The following is an 18,863-nucleotide window of genomic DNA, read 5'->3' on the forward strand; positions in this document are numbered from 1 at the left end:
GTGCCTTAAGTTCGCGGTGTGAACCGCTCTCTCTCTGGCGCTTTATTAATATACTTATTTCGCAAGGGCTTGTCAAGCGTTTTGCGAAAATAATTTTGAATTTTTTTTGAAGCCATGCACCGTATGGGTTTCGGGTGTTCCTTCCGGCTCCCATATCCGATCGCCCCATCTGCTTTAACGCCAGAACCTGCTTTTTTACCCCCATCTCGTTTTTGACAGCCGTCTGTAGAATACTTCAGAGGTGGATATAATTGGATTTAGTCAGAGCTACTAAGACTTTGGTTACGGTGTCAGCCCGATCGCACCCTGTTCACCACAGCACTAGGTGATTGGTCAATCTGATTCATATATATATGAGTAGTGCCTGCATTCGTTGTACTTGACTCAGGGAGATTGGGGTATGCGATCGGATCGATCGCCCACCTGCAAGTCCTAGCCCCACACAAATCCATCGCCCGCAACTACAATCTCCTTAATTACAGCCACCCCCAAACATTTTCAGTTAGACCATTTATCAGCCTTTGAGATTCGATCGCGGGTTAGTCTCCTCAACATCTACATCTAAAAAGTGCAAGTGAGTCTCGGACTCAGTATTGGCAGCAATCACCAAACCTGTGCTGCCCCAAGGGGCGATCGCCCGAGGTGAGGCAGGGCCACTAAAATTGCCTACTTGAATCCCTTGACTGTTTAACACTGCTATCTGCCCCCCAGCATCTGCCAACACCCATCCCCAATTAGTCACACAAGCAGACACAGGCAAACTTTCAAGAGGAATTCGCGCTAGCTTGAGCGGCCACAATTTCATCGACAACACAGCGGCTTTACCACCTTGGGGAATTCCCAGCAAGGTATAAGGCTCAGGTGTCAACAACATCTGTCCGACGCTGGCAGACAACTTTACAGAACCCACTGATGTGCCACGGCGAGTGTAAACTCTAAAAATAGTTTGGGGATTTTTTGGTTCGTTGTCTGGCCAAACGGCTAAAACGTGTCGTCGATCCAAAAACGTTAATTCTGGTAAATAGTGTTCCGGTAACGCCACAGTAGCGATCGGCTTTAGGGCTTTTTCTCGATCGCCCGCAGTGCTATTGTCAGCTAAAGCATAAAAACGCAGTTCGCCGGGAACAGCTACTGTCAACCAGCGACCCTGAGAATCAATAGCAGCTTTAAAAGCATCTGCACCTTGCCTTAAACCCATATCCATTAGGCACTGAGGCTCTGAGGAGCCGTCGCCCTGCCAGTAAAGTTTTTGCTGAGTGAGAACGCAGCAGCCGTGGGAAGCAGGTAAAATGCCACGCACAATTTCCGGCATTAATATAGAAGTCGGCATTTCTTCTGTTGTAACTGCGTGTTGTCCCGGCTGACACCAAACCTTCACCTCTTTACCTACAGAAGCGTAGAGATACTTTTCCGTGGCAATTAAAGCAGTCAGCGGTGCAGGAAGTATTAGCGGTTTTGGCTGCAAAACCGAATAACGAACAGTCCGAAGTAAATTAATAGCCGGCTGTGATGATTTTTCCTCTTCGACTTCCAGCGCAGAGTCAGTGTCCGACTTCAGGCTTTTAGCGTTGTTGGTTGTGGGGTTTTCCCAAGGAACAATGCAGTCGCCCAATTGCCGGACAGCGGGGTCGTACATGATCAGTCGCAGAGCTTGAGCCATTTGGGAAGCACTGGCAAAACGGCGGGCCGGCAGCTTTTCCAAAGATTTTTTGACTATTGCTTGCAACGGTTCGGGGATGGCGTCGGGAAGTTGCAAGCGTTGATTCAGGTGCGCCCACCTCAAGTCTCCGGGGGCTCCGCCGAAAGGGCGGTAGCCCATGAGCAACTCAAACAGCAAAATTCCCACTGCATATATATCTGACATGGGGGAATAAAGACCGTAAAACCGCTCTGGAGCCATGTATGCCGGGGAACCTACGGTAGCGTCGGGAGAAATTTCTTGGTGGAGGCGAGTTGTACCGATTTCTGGAAGTCGGCGGGCGATGCCAAAGTCAGATAGCCTCGGCGACCAACCTTTGGAGCCTAGAGTGAGGAGGATATTTTCGGGTTTGATGTCGCAATGAACTACGCCTCGGCGGTGGGCGTAGTCTAAGCCTGCTAAAAGTTCCATGACTAGCTGTAAACCTTCGAGCAGTCGCAAGGGACGGTCTTGTTTGAGCAGGTTACGGAGAGTTCCTCCCTCGCAGTAGTCCATAACCAAGTATCTGCCTGTGGCTGTGTGTTCGAGAGCTCGGCAGGTGACAATGTTGGGGTGCTGCAAGGTGATCAGAAACCACAGCTCTCTTAAAAATTCGCTAGTTGGGGCTTTTTGATGGCTGAGTTCTTTGAGAGCAACCAGTTGGCTGGTGAGGCGGGAGTCCTTGGCGGGAGTTTCTCGAACGCTGGCACAAAAAACTCGACCAAATTGCCCTTGTCCGACTAGCCCTAAAATACGGTACTTAGAATGTTGCATCGGTCTAATTATAGAAAAAGCTTGAGCTAGTATTAAAATATGTAAAGAATGCTGACAAAAATTCAATTTTTTGAATCGATCGCCAGGTACTGCTATGTTATCTCAGGTTCATTCTCAGCCTCCGAGGAGCGATCGCACGGTCGCACCTACCAAAATCCTTGAGTTTCGCAGTCAGTATCAATCTTGCCGGATTCGGGTGCCGGATCTGGAACTGCCTGTGGCTGCTATTTTAGTTGATTGTGAGTATTACAGTTTTTTCAAAGCCGTCCAAGAACCATCGAAGGTTTTAGCCATCGTGGCTAAGTTGGCGAATAGGGGTGACTCAACAGCGATTACCAAAACAGCTAGCGGTTATGCAATCTGGGTTAGAGAGCCAGAAGTTGATGCTGTCGTCAAGCCATCTTAGCTTTTTTGAGTGTTAGCCAAATTTTTTTGGCTTTGAATATGTCGATCGCACTTGCATACTGAACTTGACAGGATGAAAAATCAATATGGTTAAAATTATTAGACTCGATCCAATTGCCGAGGAAATGGCAGTGGAAACCCGATCGAATATCCTGGCTGCCTTACTTTCCAAAGACTTAGACGTTCTTAAGGAATGCGGGGGGCGAGGAATGTGCGCTACCTGCCACGTTTACATTAAAGAGGGCATGGAAGGTTTGTCTGACATGAACCGCCGCGAGAGGAGGACGCTGGAGGTCATTACTACAGCGGCATCCAATTCGCGACTTGCTTGTCAGGCTCAAATTATGGGCGAGGGTGTCGTTGTACAGATACCTGCCGGGATGTACATTAATGCTATTGAAAATGTGGAAGCTCTGATCGGTCGCCGAGCTCAGCAAGATTTGTTACACCCAATTACGGGTCAAGTAGTTGTAGAATCGGGAAAGTTAATTACTCGTTCGATCGTTACACAGCTTAATGAAACCCGCTTCCAAGTAGGACAATATTTAGTTCGTACTAAAGAAGCTTAAAACTGATATGTTTGTATTTTAGTAGTTGAGAAAAATCTATGTTGAGCCAACTTGCGCGTTTGAGCACGGAAGCAGACGGACGCTACGCCACTGCCGAAGAGCTGCAATTTTTGAAAGACTACTTTCAGTCTTTAAATCACCGGATGAGCGCTTATAAAAAACTTCAAGCCTCTGAAAAAGAAATTATTCGGCAGGTGGAAGCACAAATGCAGTCTATCGACCCTAGTTTATATCGCCGCGGTTCTCAAGATCTGACTGAAAAGTGCCGTGGAGATGGTGTGCGGGTATTGAGGCATTCGGCGACAGCACTGTTGATTAATGATACTGAACGGTTGCGCGATCGGCTGCTGCTTTGGTTGCAAAGTATTTTAGGCGCTGTTCACAGTCGTAATAGTTCGACCGTGACCTACGATGTCATGAAAAAGGTAATAAAACAATATCTGACTGCTGAAGAAGTCAGCTTATTTTTTCCGATTCTCGACATCAACCGCACTATAGTCGGTAAATAATCAAGGAAAGTCATACCATTTTCGAGCGGGAATGACTGATTACAGAAATGCTTGGAGCAAGGGGCAACGGTTGTATTGTTTTAGCGGACTGGTATCGCATTAACCGTGATAGATTTTGCCGTTAGGAAGAATGGCTCCAAGCAAGTTAACTCCCCCCAAATCCGCCTCACTCAGAATGGCTCCGCGGAGGTTTGCTCCTGTCAAGTCAGCTTTCCGCAAATTGGCTTTACTGAGGTTAGCTTTGCTCAAGTCAATTTCACGCAGGCAAGAATTAGAAAGGTTGGCATTGATCAGGTATGCCCCGCTCAAGTTGGCTTTGCTGAGGTTGGCTCCACTCAAGTTAGCTTCCATCAAATAAGCACCGCTGAAATTGGCTTCGTTCAACAATGCCTCTGCCATATTAATTCCGGTTAAAAGTTTGCGGCTCAAGTCTACACCGCCCAAATCTGCCCCGCTGAGGTTGATACCGCTTAAGTGGCAGCCATTCAAAGTAATCTTTCTGAGGTAGGTTTTGCTCATATCTGCTTTGCACAAATTTGCTCTGTCCAAGCAAGCTTCGCTGAGATCTGATTCGCTCAAACACGCGCTGTTTAAATAAGCTTGAGTGAGGTTAGTTCGCCTGAGGTTAGCTTTGCTGAGGTTGGCTTTGCTGAGTTCGGCACGGGTTAAGTTGGCTCCGGCTAGGTTGGCTTTGGACAATTCGGCTCCGGTGAGCTGTGCGTCGCTCAAGTCTGCCTCTTTGAGACTTGCTAGAGTCAAGTCTGCATCTTTCAAGTTTGCGCCGTTGAGATTGGCTTTAATCAGATAGGCTTTACTTAGATTTGCTTCGCTCAGAACGGCTTTGGTGAGGTTTGCTGCGCTCATATCTGCACCTATGAGATTTGCCTTGGGGAGAATTGCTCCTGTTAGGTTTGCCCAATTCAGGTGAGCTCCCGCTAGGTTGGCGTCGGTGAGATTGGCGTCGGTGAGATTGGCTCCGCTGAGACTTGCTGCCATGAGGTTGGCGCCGGTCAGATTGGCTCCGCTGAGGTCGGCTTTGCTGAGGTTGGCTCGGCTCAGATGGGCTTTTGTGAGGTCGGCTTGACTGAGGTTAGCACCGATTAAGTATGGTCTGTGCTGGTGTTCGTTAAGATTGTCCAAACGTAGAGTTGGGGCATCGCTGGAACGGTATAAATCGATCGGACTCAACACAATGCCGCGCAAGTTGGCCTGTCTAAAATCTCTTTCGCCGGCTGCATATCGATTTAGAAGTTCATTGGCGTCCATTAAGTTTGAGAAAAAAGTTTGAGGTTGTGATTGTTTTTAAATTTTATGAGTTTCTAACAATACTGACAGTTTTTTGAACTGTTATGTAACGTTTTTTTGGCGTTAAACTTCAAGAGTAATTTTTTATCTTGTTAGGCTCCACCACTGATATTAAAAAAAATATCGAGTTCCAGCAGTTGCCTCGATAGGACTTTGAGCATTAAAATTAGCCAAAATTATGTCCGGAGTATTGTTCTAACGTAAGTCATGAATTGTCTAGGTGCGAGTTATAGTCCAATAAGTAACCTGACACAATTAATTACACAAAAAATGCTCGGGAATTACTACTTGGGAAGCTTTGCGAGCATCGCAGTGTAATTAATCTTGTCCAACTACTTAAGCTTGGGTTAAAAAGATAATTTTTATGCCTGCACCTGTTGTTACTTGAGAACCCAAGAAAGTCTTGGTGATTGCTTTCATAACATATCGCTCCCGAAGGGAGCGGGGACAGCAATGAAACGCTTAGCTAACCCAAGCTTATTGAGTTACAGTCAAACTTTTTTGAAATAGCTAGAGCCATTTTTTAAACTCTGTAGATTTTTGATAATTTAACTGTCTGTAATGTTCGATCGTCGGGTGGATAAAATAGCCGCCCAATAACCTAGCTGATAGCTATTGACAATAAACTAATAGCTGTCACACAAGTCAGTTTTTTTGGCAAAGCTGACTGATAATAGCTTCGTGAGCTTGTCCTTCTTCGACCATAGAATCTGCTGGTTGGAGGCGATCGCGCAGTCCTAAAATAAAGCGGTTGCAGTCCGAACCCAAGGATTCGCAGGAGGTTTGCAGGCAGTGGAGTTCCCGACCTGTAAGCTGACTAAAGAAGGAACTTAAGATGCCTGCTTCTAAATAACAGGCCGGCCGCTTCGACTTGGGAGCTGTTTTAGCAAAAAGAGAGTTACCAATCTTTACTATTAAAAATCCCTGTTCGGAATAGCTGGGGTCAAATTCAAATTTTCCCCATCCGTGAGTTTTCCAGCACTGTTGCAAGGACTGAATAAATTCTACCATTTCCATTTCGGAAACTGGCTGGCCGTAGTATTCGCTGACTTCTTCGCAAAAGCGCACGTAGAAGTTTTTCCCCCACCAACGACCGCAGTTGAAAAGCACGAGGCGGGCGGCTTGGCCTGTTTCTTGTTCTAAGCCGATATAAATGGCTTGAATCAGTGTTTCTGGGAGGGCTATGAGCCGATCGCCCCGGCGGTTTTCGAGCAGGCCTAGTTCGAGGTCGCCTCGGACGTAGGCATCGCTGGCAAAGTAGTTTCCAGGGAGGCGGGGCTGTTTGAGCAAGTCGGCAATATTAATCATCGGTAATCGGCAATGGGGACGTGGAAGGAAGACGGAAGAGGTTAATTATTATCGATGTAGGAAATTTGGATTTGGCAATTGATTGTTTGTAAAAAAGGAGTTATGAGGGTTAAGTTTAAAATTAAATTTATTACTTATAACTCATAATTTATGGTTCCTGAATTACATTTTTTAAAGTATTACCTGTTGCCTATTCTTTATTGCCTTGGTCAACAATCATTGATTTTGCTTGGTCAAAGAATGGTTGCAATAATGCTCTTGCTTGCTCGGAAAGCAGTTCTTTTAAACGAGTTTGCAACATATTGCAAACAGTTGCTTCGATTTTTTGAGTTTGGTGGGCTTCGACTATACCGGAAACCCAGTCGAGAAGTCGCTGTTCGAGAAAATCTCGATCGTTCAGCAGCATGGCCATGGCGCAGTAACGCAAGACTAAAACCCAGTGTTTGAGCGATCGTTCTAAGTTTTCTTCTTTTTCGTCGGGGAATTTTTCTTGTAGCTTGTTGGCTATTGGTTGGAAGATGCTTGCTTCCTTCTCTCGCAAAAATTCGTAAATTTTCAAGCGCTGGGCGAGGATTGCAGCTTGACGCTTAAAGGCTATGAGTTCTTCGCCTTTTAGAAAGCGGGTTTCTGCCTGATCCAGCAGGGCCTCAATCTCAGGGTGCATGATTTTAATTAATTGGTAATCGGTAATTGATAAAAGGAAGTCAGTTGACAGTTGACAGTTGACAGTTGACAGTTGGCAGTTGGCAGTTGGTAATAGTTTTCGTAATTACCACCAATAACAAATAACAACTAACCAATATTAACTATTGGCCATTTCCAATTCCCCACGCAGATTAAAAGAGGTCGAATAGATCGTCAATGGTGACTTCGGCAGGTTCAGAAATAGAAATTGCTGGCAAGGGTGGCGGTAGGGGTAGGGCGCCTACTTCGGGAATTCCTTCCCAAGAAATAGCTTGAAAAAAGTCTGCTACCGATCGCGTTAAACTCAGCGCTTGACCAGAAGTCGAGCCATTTTGGGTTTCTAAAGGTTGTCCCAGCCAATTATAGTGACCAAAGAAGTCTTGGACAGACTTACCCAACCATGAAGTTTGACTTTTCATCTTTCTTCCTGCCTGGAGATACCCACCATCGGTCGCTATGCGTGCGATCGCGAAATTGGTGGGAGGAAAGGCAGGGCAGAGGATGTGCCTTTCCAGGTTGTTTACCGCAATATTTCACCGTGTTGCAGTCGATTTTGAATATCGCGGGCGTTGGCACCTTCGTTGAGCCAGAATGCTGCTGCATCAATTTTGTCTGGGTTGCCGAGGAGGAATTTACAATAGGTTTCTCCCATTGAGTAACATTGGAGTTCTATGCAACTGAGAGGCTTTTTGACTAGAGCTCCGAAGAAACCGGCGAACAAACCGGCGTATAGGTGACAAACTGGTTTGCCTACGTCGCCCAAAGTTCGAGCAACTGCTGAGTCAAATAGGTTGATGAAGATGCAGCCATGTTTGCGATCGCTCATGTCAACTTCCCAGCGACCCCAACCTTGAGCAGTGAAAGGCCACCACCAAGTTTCTAGCAGGAACATCAGATTCGACTGGCGAATGTTCTGGCTGAATTCGGCGCTAAACCATTTTTGAAAAAATTCGGAATCTTGCAGCCCCCACTGGCAACCAATAGTATACATGATGACAGAGGACGCCGGGCCTACTTCTTCTTCGAGTCCCTCCACTAAACCGATGATGAAGTCTTCGCTGGTAAAAATGTTGCGGGACTTATTCCAGTCGTTAATTGTACCAAACTCGCGATCGAAGGCAAAAAAATCCTGAAACCTATAATGGTTGTGAGTTTTAGGATGCTTTTGCTTCAATAGCGATTCCCTGTGGGTGGATATTTCTTTTGGGGCGGTAGAGACCATTGGCGCTTTACTCCTGTTTGGTGTAGTTTGCTGAAAATTAGTTCACATAGAACAAATAAACTGACCTGTGTATTCAATTTAACGTCATTTTATGAATGCAGGCAGAGGGTATAATTTTTGACTGCAATATAGTAGGAGTATCAGATACTTCAGTTCTGCCTTCGGACAACTACTTATCTGACTAAGGAGGCGAAAGTCGTTTTAACGTTAAACGGCGATGTGTTATCGTTTTGTGCAAGCTTGACCATCGAATCCAACCCTGGTTCGCCGAGGCGTCAGCAGCCACAAACAGAAAGAAGAACGATCGAGGTAAGCGGACTAAGCGAAAGTCGCTCTACCGAGATGCTAAAGCACCGGAAGGTCGGTTGGCTACCAAAACAGCAGCAGCGATGGTAGCATGAGCTGCATACCGTTTCTTTCAAACGTTGAAGCATCAAGCATCTAAACGTGGATGTATTGTAGTAGACGTAATGGAAGAATATAGATCTAAAAGCTGTTGAAAGTGTGGACAGAGCCACACAAAATTACCAGGTAACAAACAATTTGTTGCCCCTGAATGCGGTCACGCAATTGGTCGTGAGATAAATGGCGCCTTTAACATTTTGTTAAAGCCTTTGAGAGATACCTCCGCGTAGTCGTGAGATTGCATCTTACCACATCGCGCCATACACAGTAGAGGCTGATTGCCAGCCTCTACTGGGTTAAATGTATCTGTCCACTATATATATAGGGCATATGGGATGAAACATCACGCTTGTATTGCAATAGGCATCAATCAATATCAGTTACTCCAGCCTTTGAGTTATGCACAAGAGGATGCAGAGGCACTTTACGGTTTTTTGACTGAGGAGGCTGGTTTTGCGCCGGATGGATGTCTGTTGATGACGGATAGCTCGCCGTCGCTGTGGGGTCAATCTACGTATCCGAATCGGGAAAATATTCTGAAATTGACCGAAAGCCTCTGCGCGGAACATTTACAACACGGAGATTTACTTTGGTGTTTTTTCAGCGGCTACGGTGTCAGCTATGAAGGTAAGGATTATTTGATGCCTGTTGATGGCAATCCGGCTGACATTCAGGGTACGGGGATTCCGGTAGAGTTGCTGTTGAATACTCTGAAAAATGCTCCTACGGAAACGGTGTTGGTGCTGGTGGATATGAACCGCAGCCAGACAGTGAAGGCGGGGGAAACGATCGGCACTCAAACGGCAGAGCTGGCCCGGGAACTGGAAATCCCGACGGTGCTTTCTTGCCGCCCGAATCAAGTTTCGCGCGAAACTTCTGCTCTGCGTCAAGGATTTTTTACGACGGCGCTTTTAGAGGGGCTGCGATCGGGACAGTGCATGACGCTTAAGGGTTTAGACCGTTTCTTGAGCGATCGGCTACCGGAGCTGTGCGACCACCATTTGCGTCCCAAACAAGAACCTTTGATGGTGGTGAATCCTCCTGGAAAGGCTCATTTGGTGATTTTGCCTGATGCTGCTGGGGTGCCGACTTCTGCATTGGCCGGACGCAACGGCAATATGACGGTTGCGATGGCTGATGGGATCGATCGCCCGCAAATGGCTGTGGCTACTGCTCAAATGGAGGTGCCCGAGGCAACTCGCAACGCGGTTGATGCCTCGGTTGAGAGGACTCCTGTGTCGCAGCCGAATGCTGTCAGACCAGGAAGCGGTGGGGGGGGCGATCGACCGAACTCGCAACAGCCCGAGGATACGGATAACGGGGGATCGGATAAGTCATTTTTACAGCAGTTAGTTTTGTGGAGTGGAGCTACCGCTTTGGTGCTGCTGTTGGGTGTTTTTCTGACGAACAAATCGATTTTTATCGGTCAGCAGGAAGGAGATTCTCGATCGCCTGCTGAGAATGCCCAAAACCCCGGGACTCAAAAATCTGCTGGTGGTGGAGTGGCGCAGAACCAACCGCGCGCGGTACAAGCAGCGACTGATAGCAAGCAGCCTCCCTCAAGCCAGCAGGTGTGGGCTGAGGCAAAAACTTTCCTCAAGGATGGTTCTGCTTCTAGTTTTAATCGAGCGGTGGTTAAGGCTCGAACGATTCCGCCTAGCGATCCGCTCTACCCGCAGGCTCAGCAGGATATTGAGCGCTGGAGTTTGGTGATTTTGGATATTGCTAACGGGCGGGCTGCTAGGGGCAATTTCTCCGGGGCGATCGGCGCGGCTAAATTAATGCCTGATGTGAATCAAGCGGTTTACAATCAGTCGAAACAGGCGATCGTTCAGTGGGAGGAGCTATCCAAAGAGCAGGATGTCAATGCTGCTTTGCTATCGGCGGCTGCGAGTCAAATTAAGCGGGGGGCTGCCTCTTCCTACAGTAAAGGCATCCAGCAAGCGAATAAAATTCAGCCCGGTCAGCCAAAGCATGAAGAAGCTCAGCAGTTGATTGGAGAGTGGAGCGGAGCTATTCTCAAAATTGCTCAGTTGCGTGCCTCTCAAGGAAAGTTGAAAGAGGCAGTTGAAGCTGCTTCGCTGGTGCCGTCGGGTACTAAGAGTTATGAGCCGGCTCAAAAGGCGATCGCCAATTGGAAAACTAAGCTGCAACGCCAGAAAAAAGGTTGATTTAGTTAATGATTTTCCGGTTTACCACCGGGAAATTATCTTAGCTAGGGGGTCAAGATAGGTATAGCAATCCATACCTCTTGATAGTGCAAGAAGATAACGACACATCGAGCGTATTAAACAATAATATCATGGACTATTTCCCCTTCGCAGAGCCAGCGAGAGGGGATTTTATATGCTATCAGGTCGATGCCTTTTGCGAAACTAAAACATATTGTAGATGCGTGTTAATCAATATTTATCGTGTACGTCCAATATTTCCAAAACCTCCATAGACCAGCCTCTCCAGACTCAAAAGCCAGGTTTGTTTTTACCGCAATGATGGCTGTAACGATGGTTTTATGAAAAAATGATTGATGCCAAAATCCTCAATAAGTCAGCTTAAATCTAAAATTATTTTTTTATTTTGGCATTAATTGCTTCTGTTTTGCTGTAATTCGATACTTACTCTTAAGTTTAGGAACTAGCAAATTCCGCCATATATAACTGCTATTGACTACCAAATGCGAAGGTGAAATCGGGATTTTAAAGATTGAGGGTGTGGGTATTGCCGTATTGATTTGTTTGACCCATCTTTTTGGCTGTTAGGAGCGAGTGACGGATGGGAAAAAATTGAAAATTGTGCTGTTTTTAAATTATTAGAATTAATCACTCTGTTATAAATTATACAAAATTAGCCGCAACTCGCAATTGTCGTCGGTGTGCGATCGTCCCCAATGAATTTAGAAAACAAATTCATCGCCACAGAGAGCAAAATGTATCGACTCAGAAGTTCCGAGTCTTAGTTGGTGCGGACATCATAAAGCTGCCTTAATTAACACAAATCATGGCTTTGGAAGAATAGCCAAAAAATATATCATCTATAAACAAGAATTAACACTTGCTCGCTTATGGTAGCCCCCGTAACAATACGTATGCCTAAAGTTATAGTCCACAGCAAGGCATATGCGGGGATCTAAATCAATAGGGTGAGGTGGTAGTGTCTGGGTGTTAAGAGGGGCGATGTAAGAGGAATTTTTGGCGATCGATCCCTTCCCTATGGGGGAGGCTAAAACGTAAGAAGGCAAGGATCGGGAGACTGTGGTGAATTTTTTGAGTCCCAGAGAGTAGCGTTAGCACTAAACTCTGCATTATTGTAGGAAGCTAGGTAAATTTGTAACAGTTCTTAACTATGGAAAATTCTGTCAAAACTGCTAGCATGGTGACACTTTTGCTAGCAAAAACAGATAAAGTAAATAAAGTTGGCTAGCTCTAGAGGCCCCGATCCCCATCCCGGGGATCTTGAATCAATTGGATTCGTACCAAGTGGTTTTAGAGTTACAATTGGAACCAAAGCATCGCTATTTAACTGAGTTCTTTAGTTACTTTTACTTTCTGCTATGAACGTGGATTTTATCAAAGCCCAAGTCAGGTTGCTACAGGGTGCAAGTTCATCGGAGCGAGAAACCCTTATTAAAAACATCGGCGTCTGTGCTGGCGTGATCAGACCCGGAGAGTACGTGACTCCACAGCGGAAGCACGCCATCACTCTCTGGCTGCAAACAAATGCAGTGCGACTCCGGCTGCCCCAACTTCCTCTAGATTTATCGGGCCACAAGCCTTCACACGGAAGTAATTAAGGGGCAGCGACAGAATCACATTAATTAGTCAATCTTGTCTAAAAGTGCTTTTTTGTTGAACCCTACAGGGTCAATGAGACACAATTCGGATTGAAAAAATGTTTGTAGGGAGAGTTGAACCCGAAAAATGCCTGCGGATCGGAAGCGGCCCACCGCTTTGGCAGACACAGGAAGTGAGCGTCAAACCTGCTCTAAAAGTAGATTTGAGTAAGTTTCGCAGAACGGGGTTATTGTCCACAACTAAAACCTGGGTTATTTGCTTTTAGATTTGAGATTCAAGATTGAGTTCGTGCTGGATAAATTTGCTATTTGTCGATCGGCTGAAAAATCAACCCTATCGAATAGGTATAACTAATTACACGGGCAGTCGCGAGACTGCCTTTATTTTTGAGTCCCGCGACGAAACTCCTGCAAGTTACAATAAACCCATCTACTTGCAGACAGAGTAAAGAGTTGGGAGTTCTCCTCTATTAAATACTGAGCAACTGTCGCAGGTATGAATTTCACGCGGTACAGCATTTGTAGAAGGGCCGGCAACAATCTGAAATTTTTGTCCGGGTTAGGCGTGGGAGTCGGGCTGGACGGTAACGGTTGGAGATGTGGAACTTTCTGAGGGAGGATATCCGGTGAATGACTTGAACTAAGGAACAATTTTTATTTATGATATTAATATCATCCCACAGAAAAAGTTATCAGAAAATTGGGTTTCAAATCCCGTCCTTATAGGACGGCTTTGATATTTTACGGGAAGTTTTTTCTGCTTGTAGTATACTAGAATAAGCGTAAAATCGCGGGAGAATCAATGCTAGTCCTTGAATACAAAGTCAAAGCAAAACCATCTCAATATCGAGCGATCGACGAAGCGATTCAGACGGTGCAATTCATCCGCAACAAATCAATTCGTTACTGGATGGACGCATCAAGGGAAGACAAGATAGATCGATTTGCTTTGAACAAGTATTCTACAAAACTGCGCCAAGAATTCGCCTTTGTTAAAGAGCTTAATGCGATGGCAGTACAAGCTGCTGCCGAGCGGGGATGGCTGTCTATATCTCGATTTTACGACAACTGTAAAAAGAAAAAACCGGGTAAAAAGGGCTACCCAAAATTTCAGCGATCCAATCGCTCGGTTGAGTACAAGACAAGTGGATGGTCGCTAATTCCAACCAAACGGCGTATCACCTTTACCGACAAGAAGGGTATCGGAGAGCTAAAGTTGCTGGGTAAATGGGACATCCATACTTATCCAGTAGTAGCTATTAAACGAGTGAGATTGGTGCGCCGTGCCGACGGCTATTACTGTCAGTTTTGCGTCGATGTTGAGTGTCGAGATATTCAGCCTCTTTCAGGGAAAGAGATCGGTTTAGATGTTGGTTTGGAATCTTTCTACACAGATTCCAACGGATATCACGAACCCAATCCTAAATTCTTGAGAAAATCTGAACCTGACATCAAGCACGCTCAACGTCGCATTTATAAAAAACAGAAAGGATCGAACAACCGCCGTCAAGCAAGGGCTAGATATTCCAAGAAACATTTAAGGGTAAGTAGGCAACGGAATGAACACGCTAAGAGATTGGCGCGTAACGTATGCAAATCTAACGATTTAGTAGCCTACGAAGACTTAAAAATTAGCAATATGCTCAAAAACCACTGCTTAGCTAAATCTATTGCAGACGCTAGCTGGTATCTATTCAGAATGTGGATTCACTATTTTGCTACCAAGTTTGGAAAACTAGCTGTTGCTATTCCCCCTCACTACACGAGTGCTGAGTGCAGCCAATGCAAACGAGTTGTCAGAAAGTCTCTGAGTGCTAGAACTCATGTTTGTGTTTGCGGCTGTAACCTGCACAGAGATACAAACGCGGCTATCAACATTTTGCTTAAAGCAAAATCTAGGGGAGGACATCCCCAAAGTAACGCTGGGGGAGTTGTAACCTCTACTCTACTTGGGGCAACCCTGGTTGAGCAAGTTGCGACTGTGAACCTAGAATCCCCGCACTTATAGGGCGGGGAGTGTCAATGCAATTAACTTGCTTTCTCATATATTTGTCAACAAAAACACTGTGCCGAAAAAACAAAAATTTCCTTATTTAGTTGGTTCCCGATGGACTTCTCACCAAAAAACTTGGGGGTGGCGGCACTTTCAAGTAGTCAACAGAAAAAACGAAGGTCAATGGGTTTTTGCGGAAATGGTGGCGGCTTGCGATCCAAATGTCCGTTTCTGGCTGAACGCCAAACAGCTCAAAGATCGATCGCTCTGGCAAGCTGGATGGCAGTCTACACAAGAATTAGAGGAATTAGAAGCGGTAGAGTAAAAGATAGCGTTTTGGGGGTAGAGTGAGTTAGAGATTGGTCATGGTAATCGCAAGAGGGTGAAGTAATGAAAAAAAAAGTTGTGTTCTTGGTGTGTTTGCTAATTAGTGCTGGATTGGGCGGTGCAGTTGTCGGAAAGTCGATCGCAATTCCAATTCGCTCTCTTCCCAATACTCTGTCTGCCGATATTCCAACTCCCGCAGCAGACTTGTCCGGCTTAGTCCTGACTTTACAAGACTTGCCCGCAGGTTTTACAGAAATGCCACCTGCGAGTCTCAAAAGAATGGGCACTGGTACGCCTGACTTTAAACCAGCAAGCGTGTTTGGCTATCAAAAGAGTGATGACCAGCAGTTTCAAATAGTCATGGGATTTACAACACAACTGCCCAACGCAATCGATCGATCTCAATTTGATGCAGGAGTCCGTGAAGAGAAAGTTGCACAAGAGTTCTCTAAAGGTTTAAACAGTAGCAACAAGGAATTTAATTTTGCTAATGCTACGCCTTTAAGTTTAGAAGATAAGATTGGCGATGTATCGAGTGGATGGAGAAGTCAAGGAAAAATACGAGGTTTACTCATCAATGTCGAACTCGTGCTGTTTCGGCGGGGAAAAATAGGAAGTTTTGTCGCAATTATCTATCTCGACGGCAAACAACCCACTATGACAAGTAGCTCGACCGCGCGGCAACTAGACAAGCGCATCATGGAACTGAAACCTGACTTAACTCAACCGCAATAAGAATGAAAAAAAAACTTGTGTTCTTGGTATGTTTGCTCATTAGTGCTGGATTGGCCAGTGCGCTTGGCAAAGAGTCGATCGCAATTCCAATTCGCTCTCTTCCCAATACTCTATCTGCGGATATTCCAACTCCCGCACCGGAATTGTCCAACCTATTCCTGACCTTACAAGACTTACCCGCAGGTTTTGTAGAGATGCCACCTGCGACCATGCAAAAACTGGTCAGCGGTCTCCAGATATTGAAACCAGCAAGTGTGTTTGGTTATAACAAAAACGACGATCAGCATTTTCAAATAATCCTAGGATTTACACAAAAACTGACCAACCAGATCGAGCGAGCTAAATTTGACGCAGATATGCGTGAAGATGTTTTTGCTAAAGAGTTCTCCAAAGGTTTAAACAGTAGTGGTAAGAATGAATATCAATTTACTAATCTTACTAATTTAACTTTAGAAGAAAAGATTGGGGAGGTATCGCGTGGGTGGACAAATCAAGGAAAAATACAAGGTGTGACGATGAATCTCGAAATCGCGGTATTTCGACGGGGAAAAATAGGAAGTTATCTGATGATTCTGTATGTTGATGGCAAGAAACCCGCTATAACAATGAGTTCAGTCGCGCGCCAACTTGACAAGCGGATCGTGGAACTGACCCCTGACTTAACTCAACCGCAATAAGCGGGTAATGCCAGCGTTCAACAGTTGACAGTTGACAGTTGACAGTTGACAGTTTGAGAGCGACCTCTACCTAGAAGTCCGAGGATTGGAGTAATGAATAGTCTGATTTTAATTTAAAAAAATCAGCCTGATACCTGAGGGTGAGACTCAGATTGGTTGCCCTAACAAGATTCTTCGTTAAAAATAGCATAAAAACCTAATTTTTATGCTATTTTTAACGATGAGTGTTACCAGAAAATTTAGTCGATCGCACTTGTTGCTGCATCCAGAGATGATATCATGTCTGTTGAATTGCCCGCCATCAAATTTTGTCGTTTGGTTGGGGCAGGTTGATAGATATTATTGTGGATGTGAATCTGAGATTGTTAGTAAACCCGCCACAAGTATTATGGTTGATTGACCAGGCAAACTCTGGCCCAGAAACAAGAGATCGATCGCAATAATTGATACAAAAATACCTATGAGTGCCGCTGTTTCCCTGCAAAATGCCTGCAAAATCTACAACAAAATTCCTGTTGTCAATGACCTTTCGTTCACGATTGAAGCCGGAGAAATGTTCGGTCTCCTGGGCCCCAACGGTGCCGGAAAATCGACGACAATTCGGATGCTGACTACGCTGACTAAACCCAGCAGCGGTCAAATTCAGGTAGCTGGATATGACGTGATGCGTCAAAGCTTGCAAGTTAAACAGTCCATCGGCGTTGTGCTACAACAAACTAGCGTTGATAATGAGCTTTCTGTATGGGAAAATATGGAGTTTCACGGGCGGATGCACCACATCCCCAACCCGAAACGGCAACAGTTGATTAAACAGTGGTTGGGATATGTAGAATTAGCAGAAAGACGGGATGATTTAGTCAAAACTTTGTCGGGTGGAATGAAGCGGAGGTTGCAAATTGCCCGATCGCTTTTGCATGAACCGGAAATCTTATTTTTGGACGAACCGACTGTAGGGTTAGACCCGCAAACGCGGCGCAGGTTGTGGGAAATTATTCTAGATTTGAACAAGCAGGGGATGACTATGCTGTTGACGACGCATTATATGGATGAGGTAGAGTATTTGTGCGATCGCATCGGGATTATGGACGGCGGTAAGTTGATTCAATTGGGAACGCTAGCGCAACTGCGGCAAGAACACGGTCAAGGGTTGGTGATGAAGCAAATAGGCGATCGCTGGGACTACAAGTTTTTCCCGACTTTGGAAGAAGCGAATTTTTATCTGGATGCGAAAGAGGATAAGACTGGTATGATGGTTCGTCCTTCTAATTTAGAGGATATTTTTGTAGAACTGACTGGCAGACAGTTAGATTGATTAATGTCTAATTGCTTTTTTCCGGTTTTCCTAGATAACTCGATCCTTCTGAATTCAACGTCTCTATTTCTAATTACAAATTCCCCAATGACTCGTTTAGCCACAACAATAGAAGCCATACTTTATTTAAAAGGTCAGCCGGTGTCGCTGGTAGAGATTGCCGAGATTGCTAAGTGCGATCGATCCGAAGCCGAAGATGCGATTATCGAGCTCATGTCTGACTCTTCCCACCGCGACAGTGCCCTAGAAGTCGTCGAAACTCCGACAGGATACAGCCTGCAACTCAGAGACGAGTTTGCGAGTTTAATGCAAACTTTAATACCCCCAGAATTAGGTGTTGGGGCTTTGCGGACGCTGGCGGCGATCGCCCTCAAAGGTGGCATCACGCAGCCAGATTTAGTTAATTTGCGGGGTTCGGGGGCTTACCAACAAGTGCAGGAACTGGTAGAAATGGGTTTTGTGCGGAAACGAAAGCCAACGGATGGGCGATCGTACTGGCTACAAGTTACCGAAAAATTTCACCGGTATTTTCAAGTAGACCAATTGCCCAAACAATTACAACTTGACTTTCAGGCAAATTTGTACCCAAGCAATGAGGAGTAGTTTGAAGTAGAATGTAGCAAGCCAGAAATTAAGAATCGCCAAATGGTTTTTCACCCTGACTTTGACCAAAACAATGCCCAACAAACCGCAGTCAATCCACTTCTGAAGTACCTCCAGCACCAATCCCCGGAGGTTCTAGCCCGCATCGCCAAGTCCGCCAGCCCAGAAATCAGAGAAATTATCTCTCATAACGTTCAAGGACTTGTCGGCGTCCTGCCTTCAGAGAATTTTAACGTCGAAATTACCACAGACCGCGAAAACTTAGCAGGTTTGCTAGCTTCAGCGATGATGACAGGCTATTTTCTGAGACAAATGGAGCAGAGGATGTACCTAGAAGAAAATTTAGCAAGCACGAGTTCGATTCAACCAAACCCTACCAAAGAAAAGTAACAAAGAGCGGCGGCTTGGGGAAGCCAGAAAGATGAAACTTGTTGACAAAATAAACATTCCTGGACGGACAGCGAATTAAGAAACCGGGTTTTTAATCCTGTATACCTGGCGATACACGGATGATTTGGGTAGCAAAACCCGGTTTTTGCGTCTAGGACTATCCAGCATCAGATTTGT

At 45.5% G+C, this 18,863-nt stretch carries 19 protein-coding genes; 13 read left to right on the forward strand and 6 right to left on the reverse strand.

Annotation, left to right across the window (positions count from 1 at the left end; all coding sequences use genetic code 11):
* Window positions 1-514 precede the first annotated feature (514 nt).
* Window positions 515-2,452: a serine/threonine-protein kinase gene (locus JGK14_RS19455; protein ID WP_325315395.1), complete on the reverse strand. Its 1,938-nt coding sequence runs from the start codon at window positions 2,450-2,452 to the stop codon at window positions 515-517.
* Window positions 2,453-2,546: 94 nt separating this feature from the next.
* On the opposite strand from JGK14_RS19455, the gene JGK14_RS19460 reads away from it, so the two are divergent.
* The 3 genes from JGK14_RS19460 to JGK14_RS19470 all read left to right on the forward strand — a co-directional run bounded on the left by JGK14_RS19460 (window position 2,547) and on the right by JGK14_RS19470 (window position 3,935).
* Window positions 2,547-2,858: a hypothetical protein gene (locus JGK14_RS19460; RefSeq protein ID WP_293187094.1), complete on the forward strand. Its 312-nt coding sequence runs from the start codon at window positions 2,547-2,549 to the stop codon at window positions 2,856-2,858.
* 85 nt (window positions 2,859-2,943) lie between these two features.
* Window positions 2,944-3,426, forward strand: coding sequence for a 2Fe-2S iron-sulfur cluster-binding protein (locus JGK14_RS19465; RefSeq protein ID WP_293187095.1), 483 nt, complete (start codon window positions 2,944-2,946; stop codon window positions 3,424-3,426).
* 38 nt (window positions 3,427-3,464) lie between these two features.
* Window positions 3,465-3,935 (forward strand): phycobilisome protein, encoded by a 471-nt coding sequence (locus tag JGK14_RS19470; RefSeq protein WP_293187096.1) that lies wholly within the window; start codon window positions 3,465-3,467, stop codon window positions 3,933-3,935.
* A gap of 99 nt (window positions 3,936-4,034) precedes the next feature.
* On the opposite strand, the gene JGK14_RS19475 is transcribed toward JGK14_RS19470, so the two are convergent.
* The 5 genes from JGK14_RS19475 to JGK14_RS19495 all read right to left on the reverse strand — a co-directional run bounded on the left by JGK14_RS19475 (window position 4,035) and on the right by JGK14_RS19495 (window position 8,454).
* On the reverse strand, window positions 4,035-5,201 hold the full coding sequence (locus tag JGK14_RS19475) for a pentapeptide repeat-containing protein (RefSeq protein ID WP_293192603.1): 1,167 nt from the start codon (window positions 5,199-5,201) through the stop codon (window positions 4,035-4,037).
* Window positions 5,202-5,885: 684 nt separating this feature from the next.
* On the reverse strand, window positions 5,886-6,548 hold the full coding sequence (locus tag JGK14_RS19480; RefSeq protein WP_293185472.1) for a V4R domain-containing protein: 663 nt from the start codon (window positions 6,546-6,548) through the stop codon (window positions 5,886-5,888).
* Window positions 6,549-6,738: 190 nt separating this feature from the next.
* Complete coding sequence (locus JGK14_RS19485; RefSeq protein ID WP_293185471.1) at window positions 6,739-7,212, reverse strand: phycobilisome protein; 474 nt, start codon at window positions 7,210-7,212, stop codon at window positions 6,739-6,741.
* A 172-nt stretch (window positions 7,213-7,384) separates the two neighbouring features.
* Window positions 7,385-7,651, reverse strand: coding sequence for a hypothetical protein (locus JGK14_RS19490; protein ID WP_293185469.1), 267 nt, complete (start codon window positions 7,649-7,651; stop codon window positions 7,385-7,387).
* Between the two features lie 101 nt (window positions 7,652-7,752).
* The gene (locus tag JGK14_RS19495; protein WP_293185466.1) at window positions 7,753-8,454 is read right to left on the reverse strand and encodes a V4R domain-containing protein; all 702 of its coding nucleotides are present in this window, start codon (window positions 8,452-8,454) and stop codon (window positions 7,753-7,755) included.
* Between the two features lie 230 nt (window positions 8,455-8,684).
* On the opposite strand from JGK14_RS19495, the gene JGK14_RS19500 reads away from it, so the two are divergent.
* The 10 genes from JGK14_RS19500 to JGK14_RS19550 all read left to right on the forward strand — a co-directional run bounded on the left by JGK14_RS19500 (window position 8,685) and on the right by JGK14_RS19550 (window position 18,686).
* Window positions 8,685-8,855, forward strand: coding sequence for a hypothetical protein (locus tag JGK14_RS19500; protein ID WP_293185464.1), 171 nt, complete (start codon window positions 8,685-8,687; stop codon window positions 8,853-8,855).
* Window positions 8,856-9,251: 396 nt separating this feature from the next.
* Window positions 9,252-11,030: a caspase family protein gene (locus JGK14_RS19510; RefSeq protein WP_325315396.1), complete on the forward strand. Its 1,779-nt coding sequence runs from the start codon at window positions 9,252-9,254 to the stop codon at window positions 11,028-11,030.
* A 1,379-nt stretch (window positions 11,031-12,409) separates the two neighbouring features.
* Window positions 12,410-12,649 carry a hypothetical protein gene (locus tag JGK14_RS19515; protein ID WP_293148907.1) on the forward strand — a complete coding sequence of 80 codons (240 nt, stop codon included), beginning with the start codon at window positions 12,410-12,412 and terminating at the stop codon, window positions 12,647-12,649.
* An 802-nt stretch (window positions 12,650-13,451) separates the two neighbouring features.
* Entirely contained in the window at window positions 13,452-14,657 is a 1,206-nt protein-coding gene (locus tag JGK14_RS19520) for an RNA-guided endonuclease InsQ/TnpB family protein (RefSeq protein WP_293185460.1), read from the forward strand.
* Window positions 14,658-14,715: 58 nt separating this feature from the next.
* On the forward strand, window positions 14,716-14,967 hold the full coding sequence (locus JGK14_RS19525; RefSeq protein WP_293185459.1) for a TIGR02450 family Trp-rich protein: 252 nt from the start codon (window positions 14,716-14,718) through the stop codon (window positions 14,965-14,967).
* 65 nt (window positions 14,968-15,032) lie between these two features.
* On the forward strand, window positions 15,033-15,704 hold the full coding sequence (locus tag JGK14_RS19530; RefSeq protein WP_293220273.1) for a hypothetical protein: 672 nt from the start codon (window positions 15,033-15,035) through the stop codon (window positions 15,702-15,704).
* Window positions 15,705-15,706: 2 nt separating this feature from the next.
* Entirely contained in the window at window positions 15,707-16,381 is a 675-nt protein-coding gene (locus tag JGK14_RS19535) for a hypothetical protein (RefSeq protein WP_293243277.1), read from the forward strand.
* 460 nt (window positions 16,382-16,841) lie between these two features.
* The gene (locus JGK14_RS19540; protein WP_325315397.1) at window positions 16,842-17,693 is read left to right on the forward strand and encodes an ABC transporter ATP-binding protein; all 852 of its coding nucleotides are present in this window, start codon (window positions 16,842-16,844) and stop codon (window positions 17,691-17,693) included.
* Window positions 17,694-17,780: 87 nt separating this feature from the next.
* Complete coding sequence (scpB, locus tag JGK14_RS19545) at window positions 17,781-18,296, forward strand: SMC-Scp complex subunit ScpB (protein WP_293185455.1); 516 nt, start codon at window positions 17,781-17,783, stop codon at window positions 18,294-18,296.
* Window positions 18,297-18,338: 42 nt separating this feature from the next.
* Window positions 18,339-18,686: a DUF760 domain-containing protein gene (locus tag JGK14_RS19550; protein WP_293185454.1), complete on the forward strand. Its 348-nt coding sequence runs from the start codon at window positions 18,339-18,341 to the stop codon at window positions 18,684-18,686.
* Window positions 18,687-18,863: the final 177 nt, after the last annotated feature.

The sequence above is a fragment of the Microcoleus sp. PH2017_28_MFU_U_A genome (assembly GCF_020738035.1).
Lineage (GTDB): Bacteria > Cyanobacteriota > Cyanobacteriia > Cyanobacteriales > Microcoleaceae > Microcoleus.